Source organism: Methylophilus sp. Leaf416 (genome assembly GCF_001424665.1).
Taxonomy (GTDB): Bacteria; Pseudomonadota; Gammaproteobacteria; order Burkholderiales; family Methylophilaceae; genus Methylophilus.
In genome coordinates this window covers 44,723-66,783 of sequence record NZ_LMQS01000003.1, presented here as the reverse complement: position 1 = coordinate 66,783, position 22,061 = coordinate 44,723, and the positions used below count along the sequence as shown (strand labels likewise).

At 48.7% G+C, this 22,061-nt stretch carries 25 protein-coding genes; 11 read left to right on the top strand and 14 right to left on the bottom strand.

All coding sequences use genetic code 11. The features are described from left to right. Position 1 precedes the first annotated feature (1 nt). The 4 genes from ASG34_RS08310 to epsC all read right to left on the bottom strand — a co-directional run bounded on the left by ASG34_RS08310 (position 2) and on the right by epsC (position 5,376). Positions 2-1,369, bottom strand: a complete 1,368-nt coding sequence (locus tag ASG34_RS08310) for a TAXI family TRAP transporter solute-binding subunit (RefSeq protein WP_055829371.1) — start codon at positions 1,367-1,369, stop codon at positions 2-4. Positions 1,370-1,519: 150 nt separating this feature from the next. Then, the gene (locus tag ASG34_RS08305) at positions 1,520-3,526 is read right to left on the bottom strand and encodes a family 2A encapsulin nanocompartment cargo protein cysteine desulfurase (protein ID WP_055829366.1); all 2,007 of its coding nucleotides are present in this window, start codon (positions 3,524-3,526) and stop codon (positions 1,520-1,522) included. Then, a complete protein-coding gene (locus tag ASG34_RS08300) occupies positions 3,513-4,427 on the bottom strand; it encodes a family 2A encapsulin nanocompartment shell protein (RefSeq protein WP_055829363.1) in 915 nt (304 codons plus the stop codon). Before ASG34_RS08300 ends, ASG34_RS08305 begins: the two co-directional genes overlap by 14 nt. Positions 4,428-4,473: 46 nt before the next feature. Beyond that, the gene (epsC, locus tag ASG34_RS08295; protein WP_055829360.1) at positions 4,474-5,376 is read right to left on the bottom strand and encodes a serine O-acetyltransferase EpsC; all 903 of its coding nucleotides are present in this window, start codon (positions 5,374-5,376) and stop codon (positions 4,474-4,476) included. Between the two features lie 403 nt (positions 5,377-5,779). Here epsC and ASG34_RS08290 point away from each other — a divergent pair, with 403 nt between their 5' ends. From ASG34_RS08290 to ASG34_RS08270, 5 genes are all read left to right on the top strand, one after another. Beyond that, positions 5,780-6,760, top strand: a complete 981-nt coding sequence (locus ASG34_RS08290; RefSeq protein WP_055829357.1) for a sulfate ABC transporter substrate-binding protein — start codon at positions 5,780-5,782, stop codon at positions 6,758-6,760. Positions 6,761-6,802: 42 nt separating this feature from the next. Beyond that, entirely contained in the window at positions 6,803-7,672 is an 870-nt protein-coding gene (locus tag ASG34_RS08285) for an EAL domain-containing protein (protein ID WP_055829355.1), read from the top strand. A 230-nt stretch (positions 7,673-7,902) separates the two neighbouring features. After that, positions 7,903-8,733, top strand: a complete 831-nt coding sequence (cysT, locus tag ASG34_RS08280; protein WP_055829352.1) for a sulfate ABC transporter permease subunit CysT — start codon at positions 7,903-7,905, stop codon at positions 8,731-8,733. A gap of 43 nt (positions 8,734-8,776) precedes the next feature. Next, complete coding sequence (gene cysW, locus ASG34_RS08275; protein ID WP_055829349.1) at positions 8,777-9,667, top strand: sulfate ABC transporter permease subunit CysW; 891 nt, start codon at positions 8,777-8,779, stop codon at positions 9,665-9,667. A gap of 1 nt (position 9,668) precedes the next feature. Next, positions 9,669-10,646, top strand: coding sequence for a sulfate/molybdate ABC transporter ATP-binding protein (locus ASG34_RS08270; protein ID WP_055829346.1), 978 nt, complete (start codon positions 9,669-9,671; stop codon positions 10,644-10,646). 91 nt (positions 10,647-10,737) lie between these two features. Here the strand turns inward: ASG34_RS08270 and ASG34_RS08265 are convergent, their stop codons facing one another. From ASG34_RS08265 to ribA, 6 genes are all read right to left on the bottom strand, one after another. Beyond that, positions 10,738-10,959 carry a DUF4287 domain-containing protein gene (locus tag ASG34_RS08265; RefSeq protein WP_200934486.1) on the bottom strand — a complete coding sequence of 74 codons (222 nt, stop codon included), beginning with the start codon at positions 10,957-10,959 and terminating at the stop codon, positions 10,738-10,740. A 68-nt stretch (positions 10,960-11,027) separates the two neighbouring features. Then, positions 11,028-11,471 carry an SRPBCC domain-containing protein gene (locus ASG34_RS08260; RefSeq protein ID WP_055829342.1) on the bottom strand — a complete coding sequence of 148 codons (444 nt, stop codon included), beginning with the start codon at positions 11,469-11,471 and terminating at the stop codon, positions 11,028-11,030. Between the two features lie 47 nt (positions 11,472-11,518). Further along, positions 11,519-12,019 carry a superoxide dismutase [Cu-Zn] SodC gene (sodC, locus tag ASG34_RS08255; protein WP_235559714.1) on the bottom strand — a complete coding sequence of 167 codons (501 nt, stop codon included), beginning with the start codon at positions 12,017-12,019 and terminating at the stop codon, positions 11,519-11,521. Positions 12,020-12,179: 160 nt separating this feature from the next. Next, entirely contained in the window at positions 12,180-12,539 is a 360-nt protein-coding gene (locus ASG34_RS08250) for a MoaF-related domain-containing protein (protein ID WP_235559710.1), read from the bottom strand. 89 nt (positions 12,540-12,628) lie between these two features. Then, positions 12,629-13,900 (bottom strand): O-acetylhomoserine aminocarboxypropyltransferase/cysteine synthase family protein, encoded by a 1,272-nt coding sequence (locus ASG34_RS08245; protein WP_055829336.1) that lies wholly within the window; start codon positions 13,898-13,900, stop codon positions 12,629-12,631. A 143-nt stretch (positions 13,901-14,043) separates the two neighbouring features. After that, positions 14,044-14,649 carry a GTP cyclohydrolase II gene (gene ribA / locus ASG34_RS08240; RefSeq protein ID WP_055829333.1) on the bottom strand — a complete coding sequence of 202 codons (606 nt, stop codon included), beginning with the start codon at positions 14,647-14,649 and terminating at the stop codon, positions 14,044-14,046. A 249-nt stretch (positions 14,650-14,898) separates the two neighbouring features. Between ribA and ASG34_RS08235 the strand changes: the two genes are divergently transcribed. Genes ASG34_RS08235 through ASG34_RS08225 form a run of 3 tightly spaced genes read left to right on the top strand, consistent with a single transcriptional unit; the run spans position 14,899 to position 17,203 of the window. Beyond that, positions 14,899-15,198, top strand: coding sequence for a PepSY domain-containing protein (locus ASG34_RS08235; protein ID WP_235559765.1), 300 nt, complete (start codon positions 14,899-14,901; stop codon positions 15,196-15,198). Beyond that, entirely contained in the window at positions 15,198-15,878 is a 681-nt protein-coding gene (locus ASG34_RS08230; protein ID WP_055829328.1) for a response regulator transcription factor, read from the top strand. The genes ASG34_RS08235 and ASG34_RS08230 overlap by 1 nt, the downstream gene beginning before the upstream one ends. Next, positions 15,875-17,203, top strand: a complete 1,329-nt coding sequence (locus ASG34_RS08225) for a sensor histidine kinase (protein ID WP_055829325.1) — start codon at positions 15,875-15,877, stop codon at positions 17,201-17,203. Before ASG34_RS08230 ends, ASG34_RS08225 begins: the two co-directional genes overlap by 4 nt. Before the next feature lie 13 nt (positions 17,204-17,216). Here ASG34_RS08225 and ASG34_RS08220 read toward each other — a convergent pair whose 3' ends face one another. Further along, positions 17,217-17,555, bottom strand: coding sequence for a PepSY domain-containing protein (locus ASG34_RS08220; RefSeq protein ID WP_055829322.1), 339 nt, complete (start codon positions 17,553-17,555; stop codon positions 17,217-17,219). A gap of 217 nt (positions 17,556-17,772) precedes the next feature. On the opposite strand from ASG34_RS08220, the gene ASG34_RS08215 reads away from it, so the two are divergent. Next, positions 17,773-18,018, top strand: a complete 246-nt coding sequence (locus tag ASG34_RS08215) for a hypothetical protein (RefSeq protein ID WP_055829319.1) — start codon at positions 17,773-17,775, stop codon at positions 18,016-18,018. Positions 18,019-18,042: 24 nt separating this feature from the next. Here the strand turns inward: ASG34_RS08215 and ASG34_RS08210 are convergent, their stop codons facing one another. The 3 genes from ASG34_RS08210 to ASG34_RS08200 are packed head-to-tail and all read right to left on the bottom strand — an operon-like array spanning position 18,043 to position 21,241. Continuing rightward, positions 18,043-18,495 (bottom strand): response regulator, encoded by a 453-nt coding sequence (locus ASG34_RS08210; RefSeq protein ID WP_055829316.1) that lies wholly within the window; start codon positions 18,493-18,495, stop codon positions 18,043-18,045. Beyond that, positions 18,492-20,465 (bottom strand): hybrid sensor histidine kinase/response regulator, encoded by a 1,974-nt coding sequence (locus ASG34_RS08205; protein WP_055829997.1) that lies wholly within the window; start codon positions 20,463-20,465, stop codon positions 18,492-18,494. Before ASG34_RS08205 ends, ASG34_RS08210 begins: the two co-directional genes overlap by 4 nt. 8 nt (positions 20,466-20,473) lie before the next feature. Next, positions 20,474-21,241, bottom strand: coding sequence for a LuxR C-terminal-related transcriptional regulator (locus tag ASG34_RS08200; RefSeq protein WP_055829314.1), 768 nt, complete (start codon positions 21,239-21,241; stop codon positions 20,474-20,476). A gap of 140 nt (positions 21,242-21,381) precedes the next feature. Here ASG34_RS08200 and ASG34_RS08195 point away from each other — a divergent pair, with 140 nt between their 5' ends. Further along, positions 21,382-21,657, top strand: a complete 276-nt coding sequence (locus tag ASG34_RS08195; protein ID WP_055829312.1) for a hypothetical protein — start codon at positions 21,382-21,384, stop codon at positions 21,655-21,657. 116 nt (positions 21,658-21,773) lie between these two features. Then, entirely contained in the window at positions 21,774-22,061 is a 288-nt protein-coding gene (locus tag ASG34_RS08190; protein ID WP_055829309.1) for a hypothetical protein, read from the top strand.

Here is a 22,061-nt window from a genome sequence, read left to right as displayed (position 1 = left end):
TTTAAGATTGTTGTGATTTGGGATCAGCCGCTGTCACGGGATCAGGCGAGTCGTATTTGCGATGCTGCAGCTTTGACCTGACCAATTCAATATGGGCGCGTAACTCATACGCGTACTGAGAAAATGGCACAGGTAACTGAACATTTATTACCTTCAGCTCAATCTCGTTCAACTTCTCTAGAAATAATCGCTGGTCTTCAGCGGTTTTGATTTCCTTGAGTTGCGTATCCAAATAACGCAACTCGCCGTAATAGCGAAATAATTTCCGCTTCACCAGCCAGACATAAATCATCGGAATGATTTTAGTCAATGGGATTAATAGTGCCAGCAAGGGCAAAATCACGATCAAAGTACGATTCACAAATGTAGCAGCCCAGAATGGCAAATATTTATCGATGAATGGCAAGCCGGATTTATAGAAATTCAAGGCCTGGGTACTCAATGGGAAATCAGTATCCTTGGCCGATGGAAACTCATCCTTGGTATTAAACAAACCGGCGCCGCTATGCACTTGCCGGATAACCTTCATCATCAGATACACCAGCGCCGGATGCATGTTTTCCTTCACTACTAAAGTCGCTGTTGGCGCCACCATATGCACATCATGCGGTGGCGTATTGTTAACCAGGTCCATCGCACCTTCAGGTAGCACCAGGTGATGCAGGAACGAGAATTTTCGTGAAAACGCTTCCGCAGTGTCCATGCTAAGTAGGCTGAGTCGTTTATCTTCGATCATGCTGCGGATCACATAGGAGGTTGGCACATCTACGAAGAATGCAGCTTCCAGTTTGCCATTACGCAAGGCCTCTGCGGCTTCTTCGCCACCTGTTTCGATCAACTGGCTGTTTTCTGCGGTGACGCCGCTTTCAGCTAACAGAGTGCTTACCAAAGTATTGGTGCCATTTCCGGTGTAACCAATGGCAATTTTTTTACCTTTGAGTGCGGAGAGATGCGTGGTTTCAAATTTGCAACGACAGAAAATCCACACCGGTTGGTAATACAAACTACCCAGTGAAAGCAAAGTACCAGCGCCCTCGGCATGTGCTTCACCATCCTGGATAAATGCGATGTCCACATCAGATTCCGGGTCTTTCAGCAGACGCAGATTTTCTTTATCACCAGACGTTGATCTGGTTTCTAAGGTAATGCCTTCCTGTTTCAGGAATACGCCATAAATGGCCGCCAAAGCATTGTAATTGAGGTCGTTATTACCGGTGGCAATCACGATTTTGCGCGGTGGGGCAGGATCTATAAATTTGTAGGCAACAAACAGGGCCAGGCAGATCAGTATGATCGAGGGCAGCATGGCTCCAAGTATTTCACCGGTGAAGATAGCCGTAAATTTGTTATTACGTGGGTCAAATTTCATCTGGAATGGCAGTTCATCTTAAAAACGGATGAATTATTTTGTTGTCAGGATGAACTTGATTTTACAGAGGCTGGGACAGAATGTCACAACAGAAGAGGGACGTGACATGGAAAGAAAAAATGCAACCAGGAAACCTGGCTGCATTCTTAATCAGGGCTGACGCGCTGAAAGGCGTTGTAATACGATAATCATGCGATCAATTTCTTCATAGGTGTTGTAAAACGCCACTGAAGGACGCACGGTCGTTTCTACCCCAAAGCGGCGCAGAATCGGTTGTGCGCAATGATGACCGGAACGCACGGCAATGCCTTCCTCGTTCAGTGCTGCACCTACTTCTTCGCTCTGGTAGCCTTTGAGTGCAAAAGACAATACGCTGGCTTTGTTTTTAGCCGTACCAATCAAACGCAAATGCCGGATATCGCGCATGGCACCAGTCGCATACTCCAGTAAAGCATGCTCATAATTGGCAATATTTTCAATGCCAATCCGCTCCACATATTTCAGCGCTGCGCCTAGGCCAACAGCATCTGCAATATTGCCTGTACCTGCTTCAAACTTGGCTGGCGCCGCATGATAGACGGTTTTTTCAAACGTCACGTCTTGAATCATGTTGCCACCGCCTTGCCAGGCTGGCATGTCTTGTAGTGCATCGGCTTTGCCATAAACCACACCGATACCGGTAGGCCCAAATATCTTGTGACCGGAGAACACGAAGAAATCTGCATCCAGGGCTTGTATATCGATACGCATATGCGAGATCGACTGCGCGCCATCCAGCAAAACCTTGGCACCCGCACGATGCGCCATCGCAATCATTTCCTGTGCTGGCGTCACTGTGCCCAGCGCGTTAGATACTTGCGTAAACGATACCAGTTTGGTCTTCGGTGTCAGTAGTCTTTGGTACTCTTCAAGAAGAATCTGACCGCTATCGTCGACAGGAATCACTTTCAAAACCGCACCGGTTTCCTGACACAACTGCTGCCAAGGCACGATATTGGCGTGGTGCTCAAGGTTGGAAACGACGATTTCATCGCCTGCGGCTATGTGTTTCTTGCCCCAGGTTTTGGCGACCAGGTTAATACCTTCAGTCGTGCCACGCACAAAAATCACCTGATTCACCGATGGTGCATTGATAAAACGACGCACGGTTTCGCGGGCATCTTCATATGCATCAGTCGCACGTGCGGCCAATTCATGTGCAGCACGGTGAATGTTGGAGTTTTCATGCTGATAGAAGTAGCTGACTCTATCAATGACTACCTGTGGTTTTTGCGTAGTTGCCGCATTATCAAACCAGACTAGTGGCCTGCCATTGACTTTCTCATTCAGGATGGGAAAGTCACGGCGAACGCTCAGCACATCAAATGCCGGATGCGCAGAAGCAGGTAAACTTCCATGTAGCGCGGGCTGCTCAGCTTGCAGGAAGTAGAATGACTGGCTATTGGATGATGCTTTGGCGGGTGGTACATTGCCAGGCGTTCCGTGACCTTGGGTTCCTTGAGTGAGAGTGCCAGGATTACGACTTCCATGACTCGGAGCTCCGTGGCTTGGATTTCCGAACCCTGAATGTCCAAAACCCGGCACTTGGGTTTGTGGTGTCGGATTCGATGGGTTTGACTGCCCCAGCCAACGATTCAATTCCTGTTGATATGGGATTTCAATGCCCAAGCTCGCAAACTGTCCCGGTACGAGATAGTCCGGATCAGTATGGAGTACGTCAACATGGTTAGGGTCACTAGCCAATGTTTCAACACCAGGCGCATGCGTTAACTGCTGTGCTTGTGCTTCCATAATGGCAGGTTGAAAAGTGGATTGCACATAACTAGGTGAAGAAACACCGCCGGTGGCATGCCCTAAGTGAGTAGTCAATGAGTCAGTCGCCGGTATGGCTGCCTGTGGCTGCTTGGGTGTGCTCAGCGATTGGGCAAAGTCTGCCGCATGAAAAGGTGCTGTCGCCGGAAAACCTTCGGCATATAACTCGTTTGCCAGGCGATTGAGTGTGTCTATATCCAATCCGCCAGTTTGCTCAAGTTGTCTGCCCACACCGAGCGCAGCTGCCATTTTAGGATGCTCGCCCGGAAGCGAACCCAAGATGGCTTCTGGCTCAAAGCTTGCCAAATCCAGACCCTGATGAGTATTTGGATTACTTGTAGTCATAATAGTGGTCAACTCCGACATCTTCCAGCACGGCAATCGCATCTTCAGTTAACACTGCCAGTGAGCAGTAGAGTGAAACCAGATAAGAGGCAATCGCTTTGTGGTTAATGCCCATGAAGCGCACAGACAAGCCCATGTTTTGTTGACCAGGTAAATTCGGTTGATACAAACCAATCACACCTTGTTTGCTCTCGCCTACGCGTAACAACAGGATTTTTGATTTGCCATTCGCGATAGGCAATTTGTCACTAGGGATTAGTGGAATACCGCGCCAAGTGATGAATTGTGAACCGAACAGGGATACTGTTGGTGGAGGCACACCACGGCGGGTACATTCGCGGCCAAATGCGGCAATTGCTTTCGGGTGAGCCAAGAAGAATGCTGGTTCTTTCCAGACTTTGCTCAGCAACTCGTCCAGGTCGTCAGGTGTAGGGTAGCCATTACGTGTTTTCACGATTTGTGATTTGGCTACGTTATTCAGTAAACCGTATTCTTTGTTATTGATCAGTTCGCTTTCCTGACGCTCTTTGACCACTTCAATGGTCAGGCGTAACTGCTCTTTAATCTGGTTATGCGGACTGCTGTACAGGTCAGACACACGGGTATGCACGTCTACCACAGTGTTCACTGCATTCAATACATATTCACGGCCCCACTCTTCGTAATCAACAAAGGTAGCTGGCAGCTCTTTTTCGTCTTTATTAGAGCAATCAACCGTAATTGCCGCTGGATCTTTCGCCTTGTTAACGCGGTAAATACCTGCTTCAACCGGTACCCAGTTCAGTAAATGCACCAGCCAGCGTGGGCTGATAGTACTGAGCATAGGTACCGATTTGGTTGCATTGGCAAGCGTCCGTGCGGCGACATCGCCTAATGCGGTCTGAGATGGCTGTTGTGACATATGTTCTCCTTATTCGTATGACTTCAAATGGCTATAAAACAAAAAATCAAGCAGCGGCCGAAATGGGCTTAGCATCCGAATGTGCTTGTGTAACATGGCTGTTGGCTGGCACGTTGCGGGTAACCCACACGTTACCGCCAATGACGGAATGTTTGCCTATGGTAATGCGGCCTAGAATGGTGGCACCGGCATATACCACCACATAATCCTCTAAAATCGGGTGGCGTTCGAATTTCTTCACAAGGTGGCCATTGGCATCTTTAGGGAAGTTTTTGGCTCCCAATGTTACGGCCTGGTACAAGCGTACATGGTTACCAATGATGGCAGTCTCTCCAATCACAACGCCTGTGCCATGATCTATGAAGAAGTGATCGCCGATATGCGCACCGGGGTGTATATCTATCCCGGTCTGTGAATGTGCAATTTCGGTCATCAAGCGCGCAATGATGGTTAACCCCAAGCCATGCAGTACATGGGCAATGCGATAGTGAATCAGCGCCAGAATGCCAGGGTAGCTGACAAGGATTTCATCCACACTATCTGCGGCGGGATCCCCTTGATAAGCGGCCTCGAGATCGGTATCAAGTTGTATGCGGATACGCGGCAGATGCTCGGAAAACTGCCCGGTGAGGGTATGCGCTTGTAAATGGAACTGATTGGCCACTTCACTGGGCGCTTTAAATGCCAGTTCAAGGCGGATCTGGTGCTGTAGTTCGCGCAGGGCTTTATCCAGTGTGGTGCCAACGTAAAAGTTAATCGCATTCGCCTGGATATCAGGTTCACCAAGACGGTTGGGGAATAAAGCCGCTGCCAGCCACTCCACGCACTGCCCCAACGCTTTACGTGAGGGTAACTTGGGCGGTTGCGATAAGCGCTGCCGCTGTTGCAAAGCACTTTCCCTTATGTTGGCCAGTTCTTGCACGATATGCTCAATCGCAATCTCTTGCATGGTAAATTGTCCTGTCAGTATTGCATTAGCTGATTAAAAAAGAAAAGCCAGATGCACTTTGTGTGTGCATCTGGCCTCTAGTCATCTAGTCAGCTTTTTGTATGCGCACACTATAAAATAAAGTTTTGTAATTGACCAGAGTTAAAGTCAAATAATTTTTAATTATTTACTTATTCTATTTGGTTATTAGTTAAGAAGTTTTAAAAAATCAGTCTTCGCCTATTGGAGTAAATCTATTCGAGCTATTAAACTACTCCTTCAAATCAAGACTTGCAATGAAATCTATATGAAATAATTAAGGCAATTTAATATGCTTAACAAGTATAAACATATTATTTTTTATTCTTTTTAAAAATATGTATACCTCTGTATAGTGCAGCCCATTCATCTTAAGGAGTTATGTATGTCGTCTATTTTGCGCAGTGTCTTGCTGGTTGCATTATTCAGCAGTGTGTCACTGCAAGCCGCCGAATTGTTAAACGCTTCTTATGATGTGACCAGGGAGTTTTATAAAGACTTTAACCCGGCGTTTATTCAATACTGGAAAGAAAAAACAGGCGAGACTATCACCATCAACCAATCACACGGAGGCTCTACAAAACAGGCGCGCTCGGTAGTGGATGGTTTGCCAGCAGATGTGATTACGATGAACCGTAGCGCGGATATTGATATCCTGACCCAAAAAGGCAAATTGATTCCTGCCAACTGGCAAACACGTTTACCAAACAACAGCGTGCCTAGCGCTTCGCCAACTGTGTTTCTGGTACGCAAGGGCAATCCTAAACGTATTAAAGACTGGGATGATTTGATTCGTCCGGGTGTGGCATCTGTGATCCCCAACCCGAAAACTTCAGGTAACGGTAAATATAGTTACCTGGCTGCCTGGGGATATATCACGCAAAAAGGCGGTGATTCGGCCAAAGCCCGCCAGTTCGTCACCGAATTGTTCAAACACGTGCCGGTGCTGGATACCGGTGGTCGTGGCGCCACCACAACCTTCGCACAACGCGAAATCGGTGATGTACTGGTGACATTTGAGAATGAAGTGTATCTGCTGCAAAAAGAACTTGGCGAAGACAAATATGAAGTTGTTTATCCTTCAGTCACCGTGTTGGCGGAAAACCCGGTAGCCGTGGTAGACAAAGTGGTCGATAAAAAAGGCACACGCAAGCAGGCACAAGCCTATCTTGAATTCCATTTCTCGCCGCAAGGCCAGGCCATCGCCGCGAAACATTATTTGCGTCCGCAAATCAGTGAAGCATCCCAGCCAGCGTTTAAAAAGATTCATACCTTTACTGTGAAAGAGGTATTTGGTAGTTGGACTGATGCCGAAAATACACACTTCAGTGATGGTGGCATCTTTGACCAGATTTACCAGAAATAAACGTTTCAGCGTTTAACGTAGCAACGAACAGAGGAGGGGATGATGACCCAGCGACAACCACATCAGGAACCAGAACATGTAGTGCAATTACGCGCCGAATTAAAACAGGTGCTATCGTTAGATCTGGAAGAGTTAGGACTGATTGAAGCCAACACCGGCGAGTATGAAAGTACTTTTATCGGCGTACATTTGAAAACGGCTTTCCAGCCTATTTATGATGCCAAACAAGGGGATATCTACGGCTATGAAGCTTTGATTCGTCCTTCGCTATTTGGCACGCTGGGCAGTACACCGGAATTTGCATTTACCTATGCAGAGCAATCCGGAAAACTGGTGCAATTCGACCGCGTATGCCGCTCACAGCATGTGCTTAACTTCCGTGCGATTCACCAGGAAAACGGTCTGCTGTTCTTGAATGTCCATCCCAAACTGTTACTGGAAGTCAGCGCACACGGTAAGGTATTCGAGCAAATACTGCACCAGTACTCGGTGCCGACGGATCGCGTGGTACTTGAAATTAATGAGTCGTTGATAGACCAGGACAAACACCTGATTGCGGCGATTGAAAACTACCGTTCACTGGGCTACAGAATCGCGTTTGACCATGTGGGCAATCACCATAGCAAGTTATACCGCTTGTGGGGTGTGCAGCATGACTTTATTAAGTTTGATATTTCTGTGATCCACCAGGCAGCAAAACAGCCTTCACTGGCCAAAGCCTTGAGTGGATTGGTGCATGCAGTACAGGATCTGGGCAGTACACCGGTGATCGTTGGTGTTGAAACCCAGCAGCAGTTGGATATCGCAATTGCTTCAGGTGCGACTATACTGCAAGGCAATTTCCTGGCTGAACCTGTCGTCGCCAAGGTGTTGAATGACCAGTTGCATCATCGGTCCCCGAAAGTGGCCTGATCTTTTTTTCAGTAAATTAAAACGCATGGTATTGGCAGCTTAAGTGCCTAAGGGTCAAGACATCCTTACCACTTAAGCAGCCTTATTTATTAAAATAAAAACTCCAACAAAAGAATTTAATCATCAAATGTACTGATATAACAGTCAGTTATAAATTAATGATTAATCATTCTTTTGTGAATAATAAGAATCCGGCTACATTAGCCCCTGTTTAAAACGGCACGAGCCATATGACAACTAGAAAAAAACATTTATTGCCCGGCTTTGGTCTGTCGCTTGGCTATACATTGGTATATTTAAGCCTGATCGTATTAATTCCCCTGGCAGCTGTTTTTCTTCGCACTACCGAATTAAGTTTTAGCGAATTCTGGGCCATTGTGACCACGCCGCGTGTATTGGCCACTTACCGCTTAACATTTGGCGCTTCATTACTTGCTGCAGTGATCAATCTGGTATTTGGCTTGCTGACCGCTTGGGTGTTGGTGCGCTACCAGTTTTTTGGCAAAAAAATCCTGGATGCACTGGTTGATTTGCCATTTGCCTTACCTACCGCAGTAGCCGGTATTTCCCTGACCGCCATTTATGCCCCCAATGGATGGCTTGGTCAATGGCTGGAGCCTCATGGTATTAAAGTCGCCTTTACGCCACTGGGTGTGGTTGTCGCCCTCACCTTTATCGGTTTGCCTTTTGTGGTGCGTACAGTGCAACCTGTGCTGGAGGATTTCAGTACTGAGTTGGAAGAAGCCGCCGCCAGCCTGGGCGCCAACCGCTGGCAGACATTTTTCAAGGTTATTCTCCCGGCTATCTGGCCGGCGTTACTTACCGGTTTCTCGTTATCTTTTGCCCGCGCAGTCGGCGAGTATGGCTCGGTGATTTTTATCGCCGGTAACATGCCGATGATTTCAGAAATTACGCCATTGATGATTATCACCAAGCTTGAGCAATATGATTACGCCGGCGCCACAGCGATTGCAGTAGTGATGCTGGTCATTTCCTTTGCCTTGCTGCTGTTGATTAACCTGTTGCAGTGGTGGAGCAGCCACCGTCATGGCGGCAAGTAGAGGTTTTACATTACTCGCTCACTGAATCTACTAAACGAAAAATATGCATACAACACAACTAGAACAATACCAGGGCAAAGTGGCTTATAAACGTGCCACTTCCGAACCTCCATGGGTGCGCTGGACACTGATAGGCATTGCGTTAGTATTCCTCGCTCTGTTCCTGCTGATTCCGCTGGCAGCGGTGTTCGCAGAAGCACTGCGCAAAGGCTGGGGAGTGTACCTGGCGGCGATTACTGAGGCTGATGCTTTGTCTGCAATGAAGCTGACGTTGATTGCCTCATTGGTATCCGTACCTCTCAACCTGGTGTTTGGCGTGGCTGCTGCCTGGGCGATTACCAAGTTTGATTTCCGCGGCAAAAGTTTCCTGATTACCTTGATCGATTTGCCATTTGCGGTTTCGCCCGTGATCGCCGGTTTGATTTTTGTGCTGATATTTGGTCTGCAAGGCTGGTTTGGCGAGTGGCTGATTGATCATGATTACAAAGTGGTATTTGCGGTTCCCGGCATTATCCTGGCGACCATTTTTATTACTTTCCCGTTTGTTGCCCGCGAGTTGATTCCTCTGATGCAAGCGCAAGGTAAGGAAGAGGAAGAAGCTGCATTAGTGCTCGGCGCTTCCGGTTGGAAAATGTTATGGCATGTGACCTTGCCAAATGTGAAGTGGGGTTTGATCTATGGCGTGATTCTTACCAATGCCAGGGCGATGGGTGAGTTTGGCGCGGTATCTGTGGTGTCGGGACATATCCGTGGCATGACCAATACCATGCCACTGCATGTGGAAATTTTATATAACGAATATAACTATGCAGCAGCGTTTGCAGTGGCCTCACTGCTGACTTTGCTGGCATTGGTAACCCTGGTTTTGAAAACCTATGTCGAATGGCGGGCATCACACGATGCAGCTATTCAGGAAAAGGAAGTGACGGTTTAATATGGGCATCACCATACAACAAATTAGCAAGGGTTTTGGTCAATTCAGCGCGCTGCGCGACATTGATCTGGAAGTGCCAAGTGGCGAGCTGGTTGCTTTGTTGGGACCATCCGGGTGCGGTAAAACCACATTGTTGCGCATTATTGCCGGACTGGAATCGCCTGATAAAGGTCAGGTATTGTTTGATGGCGTCGATACTACACATGCAGATGTGCGTGAGCGCCAGGTTGGCTTTGTATTTCAGCATTACGCGCTGTTCAGGCACATGACGGTGTTTGAAAATGTAGCGTTTGGTCTGCGTGTGCGTCCAAAAGAGACACGTCCTTCAAACGCCGAAATTAAAAAGCGTGTACACGACTTGCTGAAGCTGGTGCAACTGGACTGGCTGGCAGACCGTTACCCGCCACAGCTTTCCGGTGGCCAGCGCCAGCGTATTGCCCTGGCACGTGCACTGGCGGTTGAGCCAAAAGTATTATTACTGGATGAGCCATTTGGCGCACTGGATGCCAAGGTGCGTAAAGATCTGCGCCGCTGGTTGCGCCGCCTGCATGACGAGTTGCATGTGACCAGCGTATTTGTGACTCATGACCAGGAAGAAGCCCTTGAAGTGGCTGACACCATTGTCGTAATGAACCACGGCCAGATCGAGCAGGTGGGTTCGCCGCAAGCCGTGTATGACGATCCGGCCACGCCATTTGTGTATGAGTTCCTCGGCAATGTAAACGCGTTTGAAACCCCGCAAGGTAAAGGCTTTGTGCGCCCTTACGAGATTGCAGTCAGCCGCGAACCAGCATTGAATACAATTGCCGGCGCACTGACTTATGTGCACTCGGTCGGTTCATTGGTGCGCCTGGAAATCAAACGTACAGACAATGAGCAATATGTCGATGTGGAATTGGGCCGCGATGTCTTTAATCAGCTCAATTTCAAGCAGGGCGAAACGGTATATATCAAACCTACGCAATTGCGCGTGTTTTAATCTGTACTCTAGCTTAGGCTGATAAAATAAAAAGGCGTAACGGTGATCGTTACGCCTTTTTTGTTTAAAGCACACTAAGGCATAGCTGTTCCTATGCCTTATTTTTTTCCAGGTGATGCGCGACCAGGGCATTGGCATGACCATGTCCCAATCCATGTGCCGATTTGAGCAGGTTGACCAGCTCCATATGTTTTTTAAGATCACCAGCCTGGCGCAAGATATCAAACCAGTGTTCAACCGGATGGCCATACTTTGCTTTTATAGACGGGAAGTAAGAGGCGGGGCCTTTGATTTTCTCTGTGTCTTCCATCATGTCTCAGAAGTAGTCGAATAAGTCATTCTATAAAAAAACAGGCCTTGCTGGTAAAACCAGTAAGGGAGTTATTGGGGACTGGCAATCTTGCTGAGCACCTGCATCAGCCTGTCAATGTTCAGTTCATTTGCTGACCCCACAATCTGTTTGACGGCTTGCGCAGTCTGCGCATCATCGAAAACCTGCTGCCAGTTTAAATGGGTGCCATCGCTGACAGGCGTAAGCTCCACCGTCAGCGTGAAAAACGGCTGGCAGGCATGATAGATGACGACTTTGGCATCCTTGACCAGTTCCTTGAAGGTGCTTTCGTTCGCATAATGCTTGCCGTCAGGGCCATGCATCACAAACTTCCAGCGTCCGCCCTTCTTGAACTCAAAAATCTCGAAGGTATTGGTAAAACCATCCGGCCCCCACCATGCTGCCAGCAGCTCAGCGGATGCAAAGGCGTCATAGATTTTACTGGGTGTGTAGGGCAGCGTTCGTGACGTGCTTAGTGTTCTTTCTTCGCTCATCAAGTGATTTCCTGGGTTATCAGTTGATTAGTATGGGGCAATAGTGACTATTTAATCACACCACAGGCAAACCGCGCACCACCACCGCCCAGCGCTGCAGGATGATCAGAATGATTGTCCCCACCGACATGTACCATCAGGGCGCGGCCACTGATATCACTCAGCTTCAGTCTGGGAGCCAGTACCGGCTGGTTAGATGTGCCATTGGCGTTCACATACAGGGCTGGCAAATCACCCAGGTGGCCATCACCCCATGGTGCATCGTGCTTGTTGCTATTGTCAGGGTCATAATGACCACCCGCTGCACCAGCAGCCGTCATTTTTCCATCTTTCTCTTTTGGGTCACAGCTAGGGTTCTGGTGAATATGAAACCCATGTGTCCCTGCAGGCAGGCCTTGCAATTCCGGCGTAAACACCAGGCCATATTTGGTTTCAGAAATCGTGACTTTCCCGGCGTTTGCACCCGTGCCTTTTTCCATCCACCACTTGTAGCGGTACGACAATATTTGCGAGGGTGGCGTTTGAAACAATTGCCAGAGTAAGCGCAATCATGGTTTTCATGTTTTTTCTCCAAGGATGATCCATCGTAAGGGCATGTTAGCAGACATGGCTTTTTAAAGTGCCTGAACAGTCAACAATCAAAGCCTGTCATCGATCTGATGACAGCAAGATAATAAAAGTTCTAGGCCATCATCTGGCATGTGCAAGTTATTTCTCACTGACGATATTGCCCGTCACGACATAGCGCTCTTCGCCTTCAATAATGGTTGAGTAAACTTTCAAGGTGTTCAGATTAATCACCCGGGATACCTGAATTCCTGTTTTTTCTACCCAGCTGGAAAAGTAAATCTTGTCTGCTACTTTAAAACGCTCAGGGTTTTCTATGCCTTGCGCACCTTTTTCCGGGCCTTTGATGCATTCCCGTGACAGCGACATGGCATCCTTCAAAATCACGCGATAGACGCTGCCGCCTTCATAATTGAAAAGAAACTGGCCGATATATGACCCTGAAGCACAAGCGACCGCAGTAAAAGTCAGCAACAGTATGCTGGTGATAAGCGAGCGCACAGGCAGTAATTGTTTTCCCTCTTTATAGTATTAGCAGAAACACTATGCCGAAATCAGGTGTTCGTCAAAGCGTCATGCGTTATCAATGTTTATACCTTTGACAGTGCCTGCTCCAGGTCGGCAATCAGGTCATCAATATGTTCCAGGCCAGCCGAAAGCCTGACCAGGTCTTCGCTGACACCTGCTTTTGCCAGTTCTTCAGGATTCAGTTGACGGTGCGTGGTTGTCGCTGGATGGCAAGCTAGACTTTTGGCATCGCCAATATTCACCAGGCGGGTGAACAATTGCAGCGCATCTATAAATTTGGTACCGCCTTCTTTACCGCCCTGCACACCAAAGGAAAGGATGCCCGAAGCCAGGCCATTCAGGTATTTTTTGACCAGCGGGTAATCCCTGTGATCTTCCAGCCCGGCATAGTTGACCCACTTCACTTTTGGATGCTGCTTGAGGTAATGCGCAATCGCCAGGGCATTGCTGCTATGACGTTCCATGCGTAGCGGTAATGTTTCCAGCCCTTGCAGGATAAGGAAGCTATTAAAAGGGCTGATGGCTGCGCCGGTATTACGTAAGGGCACGACACGGGCGCGGGCGATGAAAGCAGCCGGCCCCAATGCTTCAACATAGTTAACGCCGTGATAGCTGGGGTCAGGTGTATTCAAACTAGGGAAGCGCGCTGCGTGATCCCCCCACGGAAATTTGCCGCTATCGACAATAATGCCGCCAATCGAGTTGCCATGGCCGCCTATATATTTTGTGAGTGAGTGCACAACAATATCTACGCCATGTTCAAACGGCTTGGACAGAATCGGAGTCGCAACCGTGTTGTCTACAATCACCGGTACGCCATGTTTGTGTGCGGCTTCACTGATGGCGGCTAGGTCGACCACATTACCCAGTGGATTACCTATGGTTTCTGCGAACACCAGCTTGGTACGGCTATCGATCAGTTTCTCAAGCGAAGCCGGGTCGCGGTAATCAAAGAACCGGACCTCAATGCCTTGCTTGGGCAATGTGTGCGCAAACAGGTTATAAGTGCCGCCATACAGCGTTGATACCGAAACGATGTTGTCGCCAGCTTCGGCAATGGTCTGAATGGCGTAAGTGATGGCAGCCATGCCTGAGGCCAGCGCAAGCCCGCCAATGCCGCCTTCAAGCTGGGTGATGCGCTCTTCAAGCACCGCGGTGGTCGGGTTCATGATGCGCGTATAGATATTGCCCTGAACCTTGAGATCGAACAGGTCGGCGCCATGCTGGGTATTGTCAAACGCGTAAGAAGTGGTTTGATAAATAGGGACGGCGACCGCTTTGGTCGTGGCTTCTGGTGAATAGCCGCCATGGATGGAGATCGTCTCAGGTTTCATCTTGCTGCTCCTTGTGATTGCGTGACAAGCGTGCAGTATAAACCTGGCGTTTGGCCATGGTTATAACATTTAATTCAATGCTTATAACCGCAAGAAATCGGTCGCGTTTTGAACTGAAAGCGCTCAAGCGTGCTTGCCGCGACTTACCCCATCAGGTCAGGAATAATATGACCAAGTTTTGCGGATTTGGTTTGCAGGTATCTCAGGTTTTCTAAAGTAGGTTCGGTCAGCAAAGGTACTTGCTGGTGCACAGTAATCCCTAGCATTTCCAGTGCGGAACGTTTGCCAGAGTTGTTGGTAAGCAGGCGCACAGAATTAATTTCAAAGAATGCCAGCATCTCTGAAGCCGCTTCGTAGCTGCGACTATCCACCGGCAGCCCAAGTGCTTCGTTGGCTTCTACTGTGTCCAGTCCCTGGTCCTGCAAGGCATAGGCGCGCATTTTATTGCTGAGGCCTATGCCGCGTCCCTCATGGTTTTTCAGGTAAAGCACCAGGCCGTGGCCATGTTCCTGAATCAGCCGCTGGGCATGATGCAACTGTTCACCGCAATCGCAGCGCGTAGAAGAAAACACATCCCCGGTGAGGCATTCGGAATGCACGCGTACCAGCGGATTCTGTGAACGGGTGATGTCGCCGCAGGTCAGCGCGACATGTTCAACATTGGTCCGGTTATCATGAAATACGTGCAGATCAAAATCACCATACTGGGTAGGTAACCTTGCGCTGGAACTATGGGTAAGAAATTGCATGTGTTTGACTGGAAAATAATTTAAATCTTCAAGCCATTATTGTAACGTTTACATGCAGGTTCGTATGTATTTTTTGCTTTAAACCTTGTGTGTGTTGCAGTCAAAACCCGCGTGAATAAACGAACCGATTCAGCTTGGATTAATCCTAATGCTGTTACACTTTTAGCCAGTGACAGTTGGTAGCCGCTGTTAACGGCAATGTTATTGAGGAGTGATATGCGCAGGTCGACGACCTTTTCTCGAGTAATGATGGTTTGCCTGGTGTGTTGCAGCCTGGCTGCTACCGGCTGGCTGTTACCAATTGCCGGTTCTGGCGAAAGCCCTGCTATTGCCGCGCAACTTGCTGCCAAAGGTCAGATTTTGAGCCTAGAGAAAATATCCAGGCTGGCAAAGTCACATAAGCCAGGTGAAATTCTCGAAGTAGAACTGGAGAAAAAACATGGCCGCTATCTTTATGAGGTGGAAATCCTCGATGCGCGCAGCCAGGTATGGGAACTCAAGCTGGACGCCAAGACCGGCCAACTACTTAAAATGGAGCTGGATGACTGATGCGTATGCTGCTGGTCGAAGATGATGCCTTGCTCGGTGCCAGCGTGCAGCAGGCGTTGAAAGCTGCCGGTTATGCCAGCGACTGGATACAGGAAGGTAACGAGGCCAGAATACAAGGTAGCCTGGAGCCTTATGACGTGGCTATCTTGGATATTGGTTTGCCGGGGCTAAATGGGCTGCAAGTATTGGCCGCCTGGCGTGAGGAAGGACGGAGTATGCCGGTGATCGTATTGACGGCCCGCAGTAGCTGGCAGGAAAAAGTGGAAGCCTTTAACCTGGGCGCGGATGATTATGTGACCAAGCCATTCCATATTGAAGAACTGCTGGCGCGCATTAGTGCGGTACACAAACGCAGCGTTGGCTTGGTCAGTGGCGAATTGAGTATGCAAGGATTACGTCTGGACGAGCATACGCAAACGGTCTGGCAGGGCGCTGATTCTTACAGTTTGACGGGTACTGAATTCCGCCTGTTGCGTTATTTCATGCTTCATCCCGGGCGCATACTCTCTAAAAGCGAGCTTACCGAACATGTGTATGCTTATGATGAAGATAAAGATAGCAATGTGATCGAGGTGTATGTCAATCGCTTGCGCCAAAAAGTCGGGATGGACAAAATCCAGACCCGGCGCGGACAAGGCTATGTATTCGGCCAGCTTCATCCAGAAAGTCACTCTGCATGAAGTCATTGCGCAAGCAGCTCACCCTTGGCCTGACGTTAAGCCTGGTAGGGCTGTTAACGTTGCAATGGGCGGTGGTCACATTCACGATTGACCACCTGATCCAGTCTCAGATGACAGAGCGCATGCAGCAGGAAGCAGAAGCGCTGCTGGCGGGTGTAACCGTTAATAGCCGCGGCCAGCCCGTAGTAGAACAGCGGCTGATCACCGCAAGTTACCAGCGTCCTTTCTCCGGACGTTATTTTATCGTCATGATTGATGAAGCGCATAAACTCCAGTCGCGTTCAGCTTGGGATGTGAATTTGCCAGTGATGCCGCTAGCGGTGGGGCAGCAGCAGGTGACCCATATCACCGGACCTGAGGATCAACCTTTATTATTGTGGGGGCATGGTTACCGCAAGCAGCAACGGGATATCACTATCTATATCGCCGAAAGCCTGGTCGATTTGCAGCACAGTTTACGCGTGTTTCATGGTATCTACGGTGCGCTATCTTTATTAGGCCTGATTGCTTTATTAGCCCTGCAACGCTGGATTGTGCTGAATAGCCTGAACCCATTGCAGCAAATCAAGGAAAATCTGGCACGGGTTGCCAGCGGTGAATTACAGCAGATTAATGCCAATGGCCCGGCGGAAGTCATGCCGCTGGTGAATGAATTCAACCGCATTCTCAAAAGCGCCAGCCAGAAAACCAAACGGTCGCGCCTCTCTATCGGCAACCTGGCGCACGCGCTTAAAACGCGGCTGGCGCATTTGCAACTGCTGTTCGATAACGACTCACGGATAGGCATTTCGCAGTTGCGGCTAACCATGAAAGCCTGTGCAGAAGAAATACATCAGGATGTCGAGCGTGAGCTCAAACGCGCCCGTCTGATGGGTGACGTGTACACCAGTCAGCAGACCGATTTAGAGATTGAAGTGCCTAAACTCGTGGCAACCTTGCAAAAAATTTACAGTGAAAAACAGGTGGCATTCGCCTGGCAACATGATGCCCAGACCAAGCTGATGGTTGACCGCGAAGATATGCTCGAGCTGTTGGGGAATGTACTGGATAACGCTTTTAAATGGTGCCGTGGCCAGGTACAACTCAATATCTCGGTACAGGATGGAATTACCGTGATGGTAGAGGATGATGGCCCAGGCAGTAGCGCACCTGAACTGGATACATTATTACAGCGTGGAATGCGCATGGATGAATCCAAACCGGGCAGTGGCCTGGGGCTGGCGATTGTGCAGGATATTGTGCAGCATTATCATGGGGATATTTCCCTCGATCACTCTGCCCGGTTAGGTGGGTTACGTGTGCAGTTGCGCTTAAAGCCTGCATGAAGCAGGCTTTATATTAGAACCAGTCGCGGTTCACGCTATTCACTTTGCCGGTTTTCGCATCAATATACACTTCCCATTCAGCGCCCTCGGCATCCACAATTTCCACTTCGTAATCCCAGCCGGATTTGAATTTGCGGCGTTCCAGTTCGACTTCTTTAACGACACCTGGCTTGGCGGCCAGTGCTTTACTTTGTGCGTCTTCCCATGAAATAAAGCCGAATGCTTTTGCCGTTTCGGTCATTTTCTGAATATCGTCCCCATCATCGTCTGCCATGGCTGGTTGATTGGTTAGCACGCCGCAAAGCAGGCTGATCATCAACACACTGCCTGAAGTTTGCATAAAGTTTTTCATCGTGATTCTCCTAATAATTGTTGTCGAATTATCAAGATAGTCTGCACGCCTTAATTCAAACTGAATAATTGTTGGTAATACTGTAAGGCTACTGAAATATTCACGAAAGCTTTTTGTAAGGCTGGCGCGCTACAGTGAGTCACATCAAATCCGTCATCTATATATGGCGGTGTACGCAAGGTTATATCTCTAAAATATTATTTTGAAGGAGCGAACGATGAAAAAAGTGAAAGCGTATCAAGTGATGGGATTGGCTGCATTAGTCTTTTCCGGATCGGTATTGGCGGAGCAAGCCAATGCCACCCAAAATATCGCCAGAAGAGCAGTGACTGCGCAATCTGTCAGTGCGAGTGCAGATCAGGCATGGGAAGGGACCAGTTTGCAGTTGAATGCAGCCCAGCAAAAACAGCAGGCAGCTAAACCGTTCAGCTTGCAATATGTGAGCAGACGCTCGACTATCTGATCCAAGAGGCAAGGCGCTGCAAATTTACGAGTAATTGGGCATTTGTAAATTAGGCTGATGTTGTTTGAGCTGGGTAAATAACCAGCGTGTCTCTAGCAATATCCAGACCCGCAGCATGGCTTCCATTGGGTCAAATGGCTTGGTTAGAAAGTCTTTTGCCCCCAGTGCCAGCGCCTTGCGTCGTGTAGCAATCGTGGCATCAGCTGTCAGCACCAGTACTGGCAGATACTCATTCGGCCCGACATGATGTGATAACTGGTCTAGCACGGCAAAGCCATCCAGCACCGGCATCATTAAATCCAGCAAAATCAGGTCAGGCTGGAAAGCGTTCACCAGGTCCATGGTTTTGGTAGAATCGGTGGTGCTGATGACTTGCTCAAAGCCTTCTTTGGTCAGCAGCTCTTCCAGCAGCCTCAGGTTGGCTTCAGCATCATCAATAATCAGGATTTTAGAGGCTCGCAGCTGTTCAATATTCATGGTGTCGGTTCTGGTAATAGTTTTAACAATAACTGGTTAAACGTGGCGACATTTAACGGTTTGGTGAAGTAGTGGGTGATGCCTAGCGCCTGCAAACGCTGGATGGTTTCTGGCAGTGCGTCGGCACTCAGGATCACTAGCGGGATGTCACGCAGATTATCGCGGTCAGACTGTATATGTTGAATCAGTAATTCTCCCGAGCCATCGGGCAGGTTTAGATCGAGTAATAATAAGTCAGGCGTCATGTCGCGCAGCCAAACCATGCTGCCTTGCAGGCTGGCAGTGACGTGCAGTTTGATATGGCGATGCTTGCTGATAATTGCTTCCATCAATGCCTGATTGCTAGGGTTGTCTTCTACATACAGGATATGACGCTTGCGCGGAGTTGCAGAAATGGTGGCTGGCATTTGCACATCAAGCTCTTCTGCGGTTTCTGAGGCGGCCTGCATTTGAATATCTTCTTCACAGGCTGGCAGGCTAAACCAGAACATGCTTTTATCTTCCGCCACGCCGATCTGCCCGCCCATAGCGTCCATGAGTTGTTTACTTAACACCAGACCTAACCCAGTACCTTCGGTCACTGTGCGTTCTGCACCCAGGCGGTCAAATGGCGTAAACAGGCGTGATCGATGTTCTGCGGGAATACCTTTGCCCTGGTCTTGTACTTCTACTCGGATATGGCCTTGCTGGCGGTATGCGCTGATGGTGACCAGGGTATTTTCCGGCCCATATTTCAGTGCATTCGCCAGCAGGTTTAAAATCACTTGCAATAACCGCTGCCGGTCAGCACGCACCTTCAACCGCGGTTCAAAGCGGGTTTCTATGCTCATGTCACGTACTTTTTCCAGCGGCTTGAGGTAATGATAGGCTTCTTCCAATAGAGGATTCAGCGCGATGACTTCCATAGACATGCCGATATCACCACTTTCGATACGTGAGATATCCAGTACTTCATTGATCAGTTTCAGTAAGTGCTGTCCCGCGTTATGGATTAACGTCGCACTGTCTTTCTGGCGGCCATCGGGCAAATCGTTTTCCAGGATTTGCGCAAATCCTAAAATCGCATTCAGCGGAGTGCGTAGTTCGTGACTGGTACGTGACAGGAAATTACTTTTTGCAGCGCTGGCTTCTTCCGCTTCAACTCTTGCCTGATGTGCTTCGTGCGCACTTTTTTTCAGTAATTGTGAGGCATGCTCTAGCTCCATCGTCAGTTCGCCCAATTCATCCTGGCTGATACTGGGTAACGCCAGCGGCTCACTTTTTACCAGGTGAATGGCGCTGTCACGGATAGTCCTGACACGGGCGACGATTGTTTGCGTAAATACCCAAACGCCAATCAGAGAACCGAATACGCCTGCGATCACCGCCATCAACGTAATACGCAGGTTGCGTTTACGCTCAAAAATCACTTCTTTTTTATCTTGATCGACAATTCGGGATTCCCGCAGACTCATTTCGTCCAGGTGTGAACGTAACTGATTAAGCGCAGCGCCCTGGGAGCTGAACTTGCGTATCAACTCTTCATCGGCTTCTTTTTCGGTATTGCTGGCCAACACGGCCAGGTCGTTAAGGTTTTTTTGTACCAGCGGATGTATCACCAGCAGCAATTTCTGTTGTGCCTGGTCATCCAGGCGCAGTTCCAGTGAATCCAGTAACTGCGGCATGGCTTGTTTGGCACTTTCATAGCCGGACAAAAATTGACTGTTGTCGGTAAGCAGGTAATCGCGTACGCCGGTAGAAGCTTCGAGCAACTGCGTTTGCAGGGTTTGAATATCCTGCTGGATTTGTAGCGCATTTTGCACGCGGCGTTCCAGTAACGCCGCCTGTTGCTCACTTTCAAAAATCAGGGCCAGTGACGCCAGCAAAACGGTCAGTGGCAAGGTGTTCAGGATAATGCCTTTGATCGTTAAAGGCGCGTCTTGCCAAAGTTGGTTTAAATAGCTGAATAGTTGCAGGTTGCGAAAAGGCATATCAGGTATCACAATCCATCGCTTTTGAACCCAGCCTCCACTGCCTTGACCGCGGCCTGGGTACGGTCATTGAGGTCCAGTTTGCTGAGGATACGCTCTATATGAATTTTGACCGTACCGGGTGAAATGCCCAGCTTACTCGCTAGTAAAGCATTGCTTGCACCGGAAGGCAGCAGGGCAAACACTTCGCGCTCCCGTGGCGTGAGTTTTTGCACGTAACTGTCATCAATCATGGTGCTTGACTGGGCTTGACCGTATAAGGCAAAACCCAGCATGCCGCACAGGCTGTATAAAATCTGCAAGCTGTTATGGCTTAAAGGATTGCCTGTGATCAATGCCAGTAAACCGACAGGGCGTTGCTGGCAAGCAATGGGCAAGTGATAACAATGCACATTTGCCTCGATGGTGGCAGGCAATGTCCATAAGCTAGACACGTATTGCTGATGCACTTCAAAGCGGATGGGTTCTTTTAACCATTGCCCCAATACACCCAGCATGGGAATACGTGCACCGACCGGGTAGCTCTTGCCACGCAATGCCAGAATCTTTAGCGCACCGCCATGTTGCTGGCTGATCAGGCCGTGCTGTGCGCCGAATTGCATGCATATTTCATCAAGCAACCATTGCAATAACTCGGTGGACCAGCCGGAAACAAATAATTGCTGGCCAAATTTTTCAAATAATTTGTCTTGGGCAATTTGCGCCTGGTTTTGTTTCAAGGCGCTGCGCAGGGCAAACGCACTCTCGGCTTCAGGGGTTGGGCTGTCATTCGGCATATGCCGTTAAGTATATACCGAACTACCTATATTGGTAGATTTTTTGTTGCCAGCTACGGTGCAAAATGCAAACCATGATGAATCAATTAAAACCCCAACGAACAATGAATGTCCAACAAACAGTGAATAGGAGAAATAATATGCGTAACGTTTATACAGCAATGTTAATGGTGTTTGGTTTGGTAGCGGCTTTGCCGGTGAATGCCCAAGACCAAAATGAAGAAGTGACCATAGAATCCAAAATCCATCACCACCAGTCCCTGAGCAGAAGACCTTACCAGGCACCAGTAGTGATAGCGAACAAGCCTGCTGCCGAACAAGGCTGGGAAGGTGCGTCCATGACAGCCGGCCAGGAGCAGAAAGAAAGACACCTGCAATTATTGAGAATGCATTCCATTGGTAAGCGTCCACTTTAAGTCAGGGTCAAATTAGCGAGTCAGAATTGCGTAAGGATACTGGCACATAATATTGCCAGGCCTTGGCTAGAATGCTTGAAGGCTGCCTGACGTTTATATGATAAAGGAGTATGAAAATGAGCAAATTATTATTGGTAGTTTTGGTGTCATTCGGAGTGATGGCAAATGTTCATGCGGATGAAACACAAGCGCAGGATAATGATGTACGTACTTTACATCATAAGAACTTTAGCAGCCGTCCTTACAGTAAAGCTCCAGTGGCTAAACAGCAGAGTGCTGAAGATAAATGGGAAGGTGCAGGTATTGTGACCGATAGTCCAGATAAAGGATTTGATAAACACGATCAACTGCGTTTAAACTTTATTGGTAGACGTCCTTACGTAGCTGATACTCCAAGAGACTAA

What these genes read in the sequence shown, in the direction of transcription:
- ASG34_RS08310 (WP_055829371.1), bottom strand. Translation starts at nt 1,369, where the DNA reads ATGAAATTTGACCCACGTAATAACAAATTTACGGCTATCTTCACCGGT.
- ASG34_RS08305 (WP_055829366.1), bottom strand. Translation starts at nt 3,526, where the DNA reads ATGACTACAAGTAATCCAAATACTCATCAGGGTCTGGATTTGGCAAGC.
- ASG34_RS08300 (WP_055829363.1), bottom strand. Translation starts at nt 4,427, where the DNA reads ATGTCACAACAGCCATCTCAGACCGCATTAGGCGATGTCGCCGCACGG.
- epsC (WP_055829360.1), bottom strand. Translation starts at nt 5,376, where the DNA reads ATGCAAGAGATTGCGATTGAGCATATCGTGCAAGAACTGGCCAACATA.
- ASG34_RS08290 (WP_055829357.1), top strand. Translation starts at nt 5,780, where the DNA reads ATGTCGTCTATTTTGCGCAGTGTCTTGCTGGTTGCATTATTCAGCAGT.
- ASG34_RS08285 (WP_055829355.1), top strand. Translation starts at nt 6,803, where the DNA reads ATGACCCAGCGACAACCACATCAGGAACCAGAACATGTAGTGCAATTA.
- cysT (WP_055829352.1), top strand. Translation starts at nt 7,903, where the DNA reads ATGACAACTAGAAAAAAACATTTATTGCCCGGCTTTGGTCTGTCGCTT.
- cysW (WP_055829349.1), top strand. Translation starts at nt 8,777, where the DNA reads ATGCATACAACACAACTAGAACAATACCAGGGCAAAGTGGCTTATAAA.
- ASG34_RS08270 (WP_055829346.1), top strand. Translation starts at nt 9,669, where the DNA reads ATGGGCATCACCATACAACAAATTAGCAAGGGTTTTGGTCAATTCAGC.
- ASG34_RS08265 (WP_200934486.1), bottom strand. Translation starts at nt 10,959, where the DNA reads ATGATGGAAGACACAGAGAAAATCAAAGGCCCCGCCTCTTACTTCCCG.
- ASG34_RS08260 (WP_055829342.1), bottom strand. Translation starts at nt 11,471, where the DNA reads ATGAGCGAAGAAAGAACACTAAGCACGTCACGAACGCTGCCCTACACA.
- ASG34_RS08245 (WP_055829336.1), bottom strand. Translation starts at nt 13,900, where the DNA reads ATGAAACCTGAGACGATCTCCATCCATGGCGGCTATTCACCAGAAGCC.
- ribA (WP_055829333.1), bottom strand. Translation starts at nt 14,649, where the DNA reads ATGCAATTTCTTACCCATAGTTCCAGCGCAAGGTTACCTACCCAGTAT.
- ASG34_RS08235 (WP_235559765.1), top strand. Translation starts at nt 14,899, where the DNA reads ATGGTTTGCCTGGTGTGTTGCAGCCTGGCTGCTACCGGCTGGCTGTTA.
- ASG34_RS08230 (WP_055829328.1), top strand. Translation starts at nt 15,198, where the DNA reads ATGCGTATGCTGCTGGTCGAAGATGATGCCTTGCTCGGTGCCAGCGTG.
- ASG34_RS08225 (WP_055829325.1), top strand. Translation starts at nt 15,875, where the DNA reads ATGAAGTCATTGCGCAAGCAGCTCACCCTTGGCCTGACGTTAAGCCTG.
- ASG34_RS08220 (WP_055829322.1), bottom strand. Translation starts at nt 17,555, where the DNA reads ATGAAAAACTTTATGCAAACTTCAGGCAGTGTGTTGATGATCAGCCTG.
- ASG34_RS08215 (WP_055829319.1), top strand. Translation starts at nt 17,773, where the DNA reads ATGAAAAAAGTGAAAGCGTATCAAGTGATGGGATTGGCTGCATTAGTC.
- ASG34_RS08210 (WP_055829316.1), bottom strand. Translation starts at nt 18,495, where the DNA reads ATGAATATTGAACAGCTGCGAGCCTCTAAAATCCTGATTATTGATGAT.
- ASG34_RS08205 (WP_055829997.1), bottom strand. Translation starts at nt 20,465, where the DNA reads ATGCCTTTTCGCAACCTGCAACTATTCAGCTATTTAAACCAACTTTGG.
- ASG34_RS08200 (WP_055829314.1), bottom strand. Translation starts at nt 21,241, where the DNA reads ATGCCGAATGACAGCCCAACCCCTGAAGCCGAGAGTGCGTTTGCCCTG.
- ASG34_RS08195 (WP_055829312.1), top strand. Translation starts at nt 21,382, where the DNA reads ATGCGTAACGTTTATACAGCAATGTTAATGGTGTTTGGTTTGGTAGCG.
- ASG34_RS08190 (WP_055829309.1), top strand. Translation starts at nt 21,774, where the DNA reads ATGAGCAAATTATTATTGGTAGTTTTGGTGTCATTCGGAGTGATGGCA.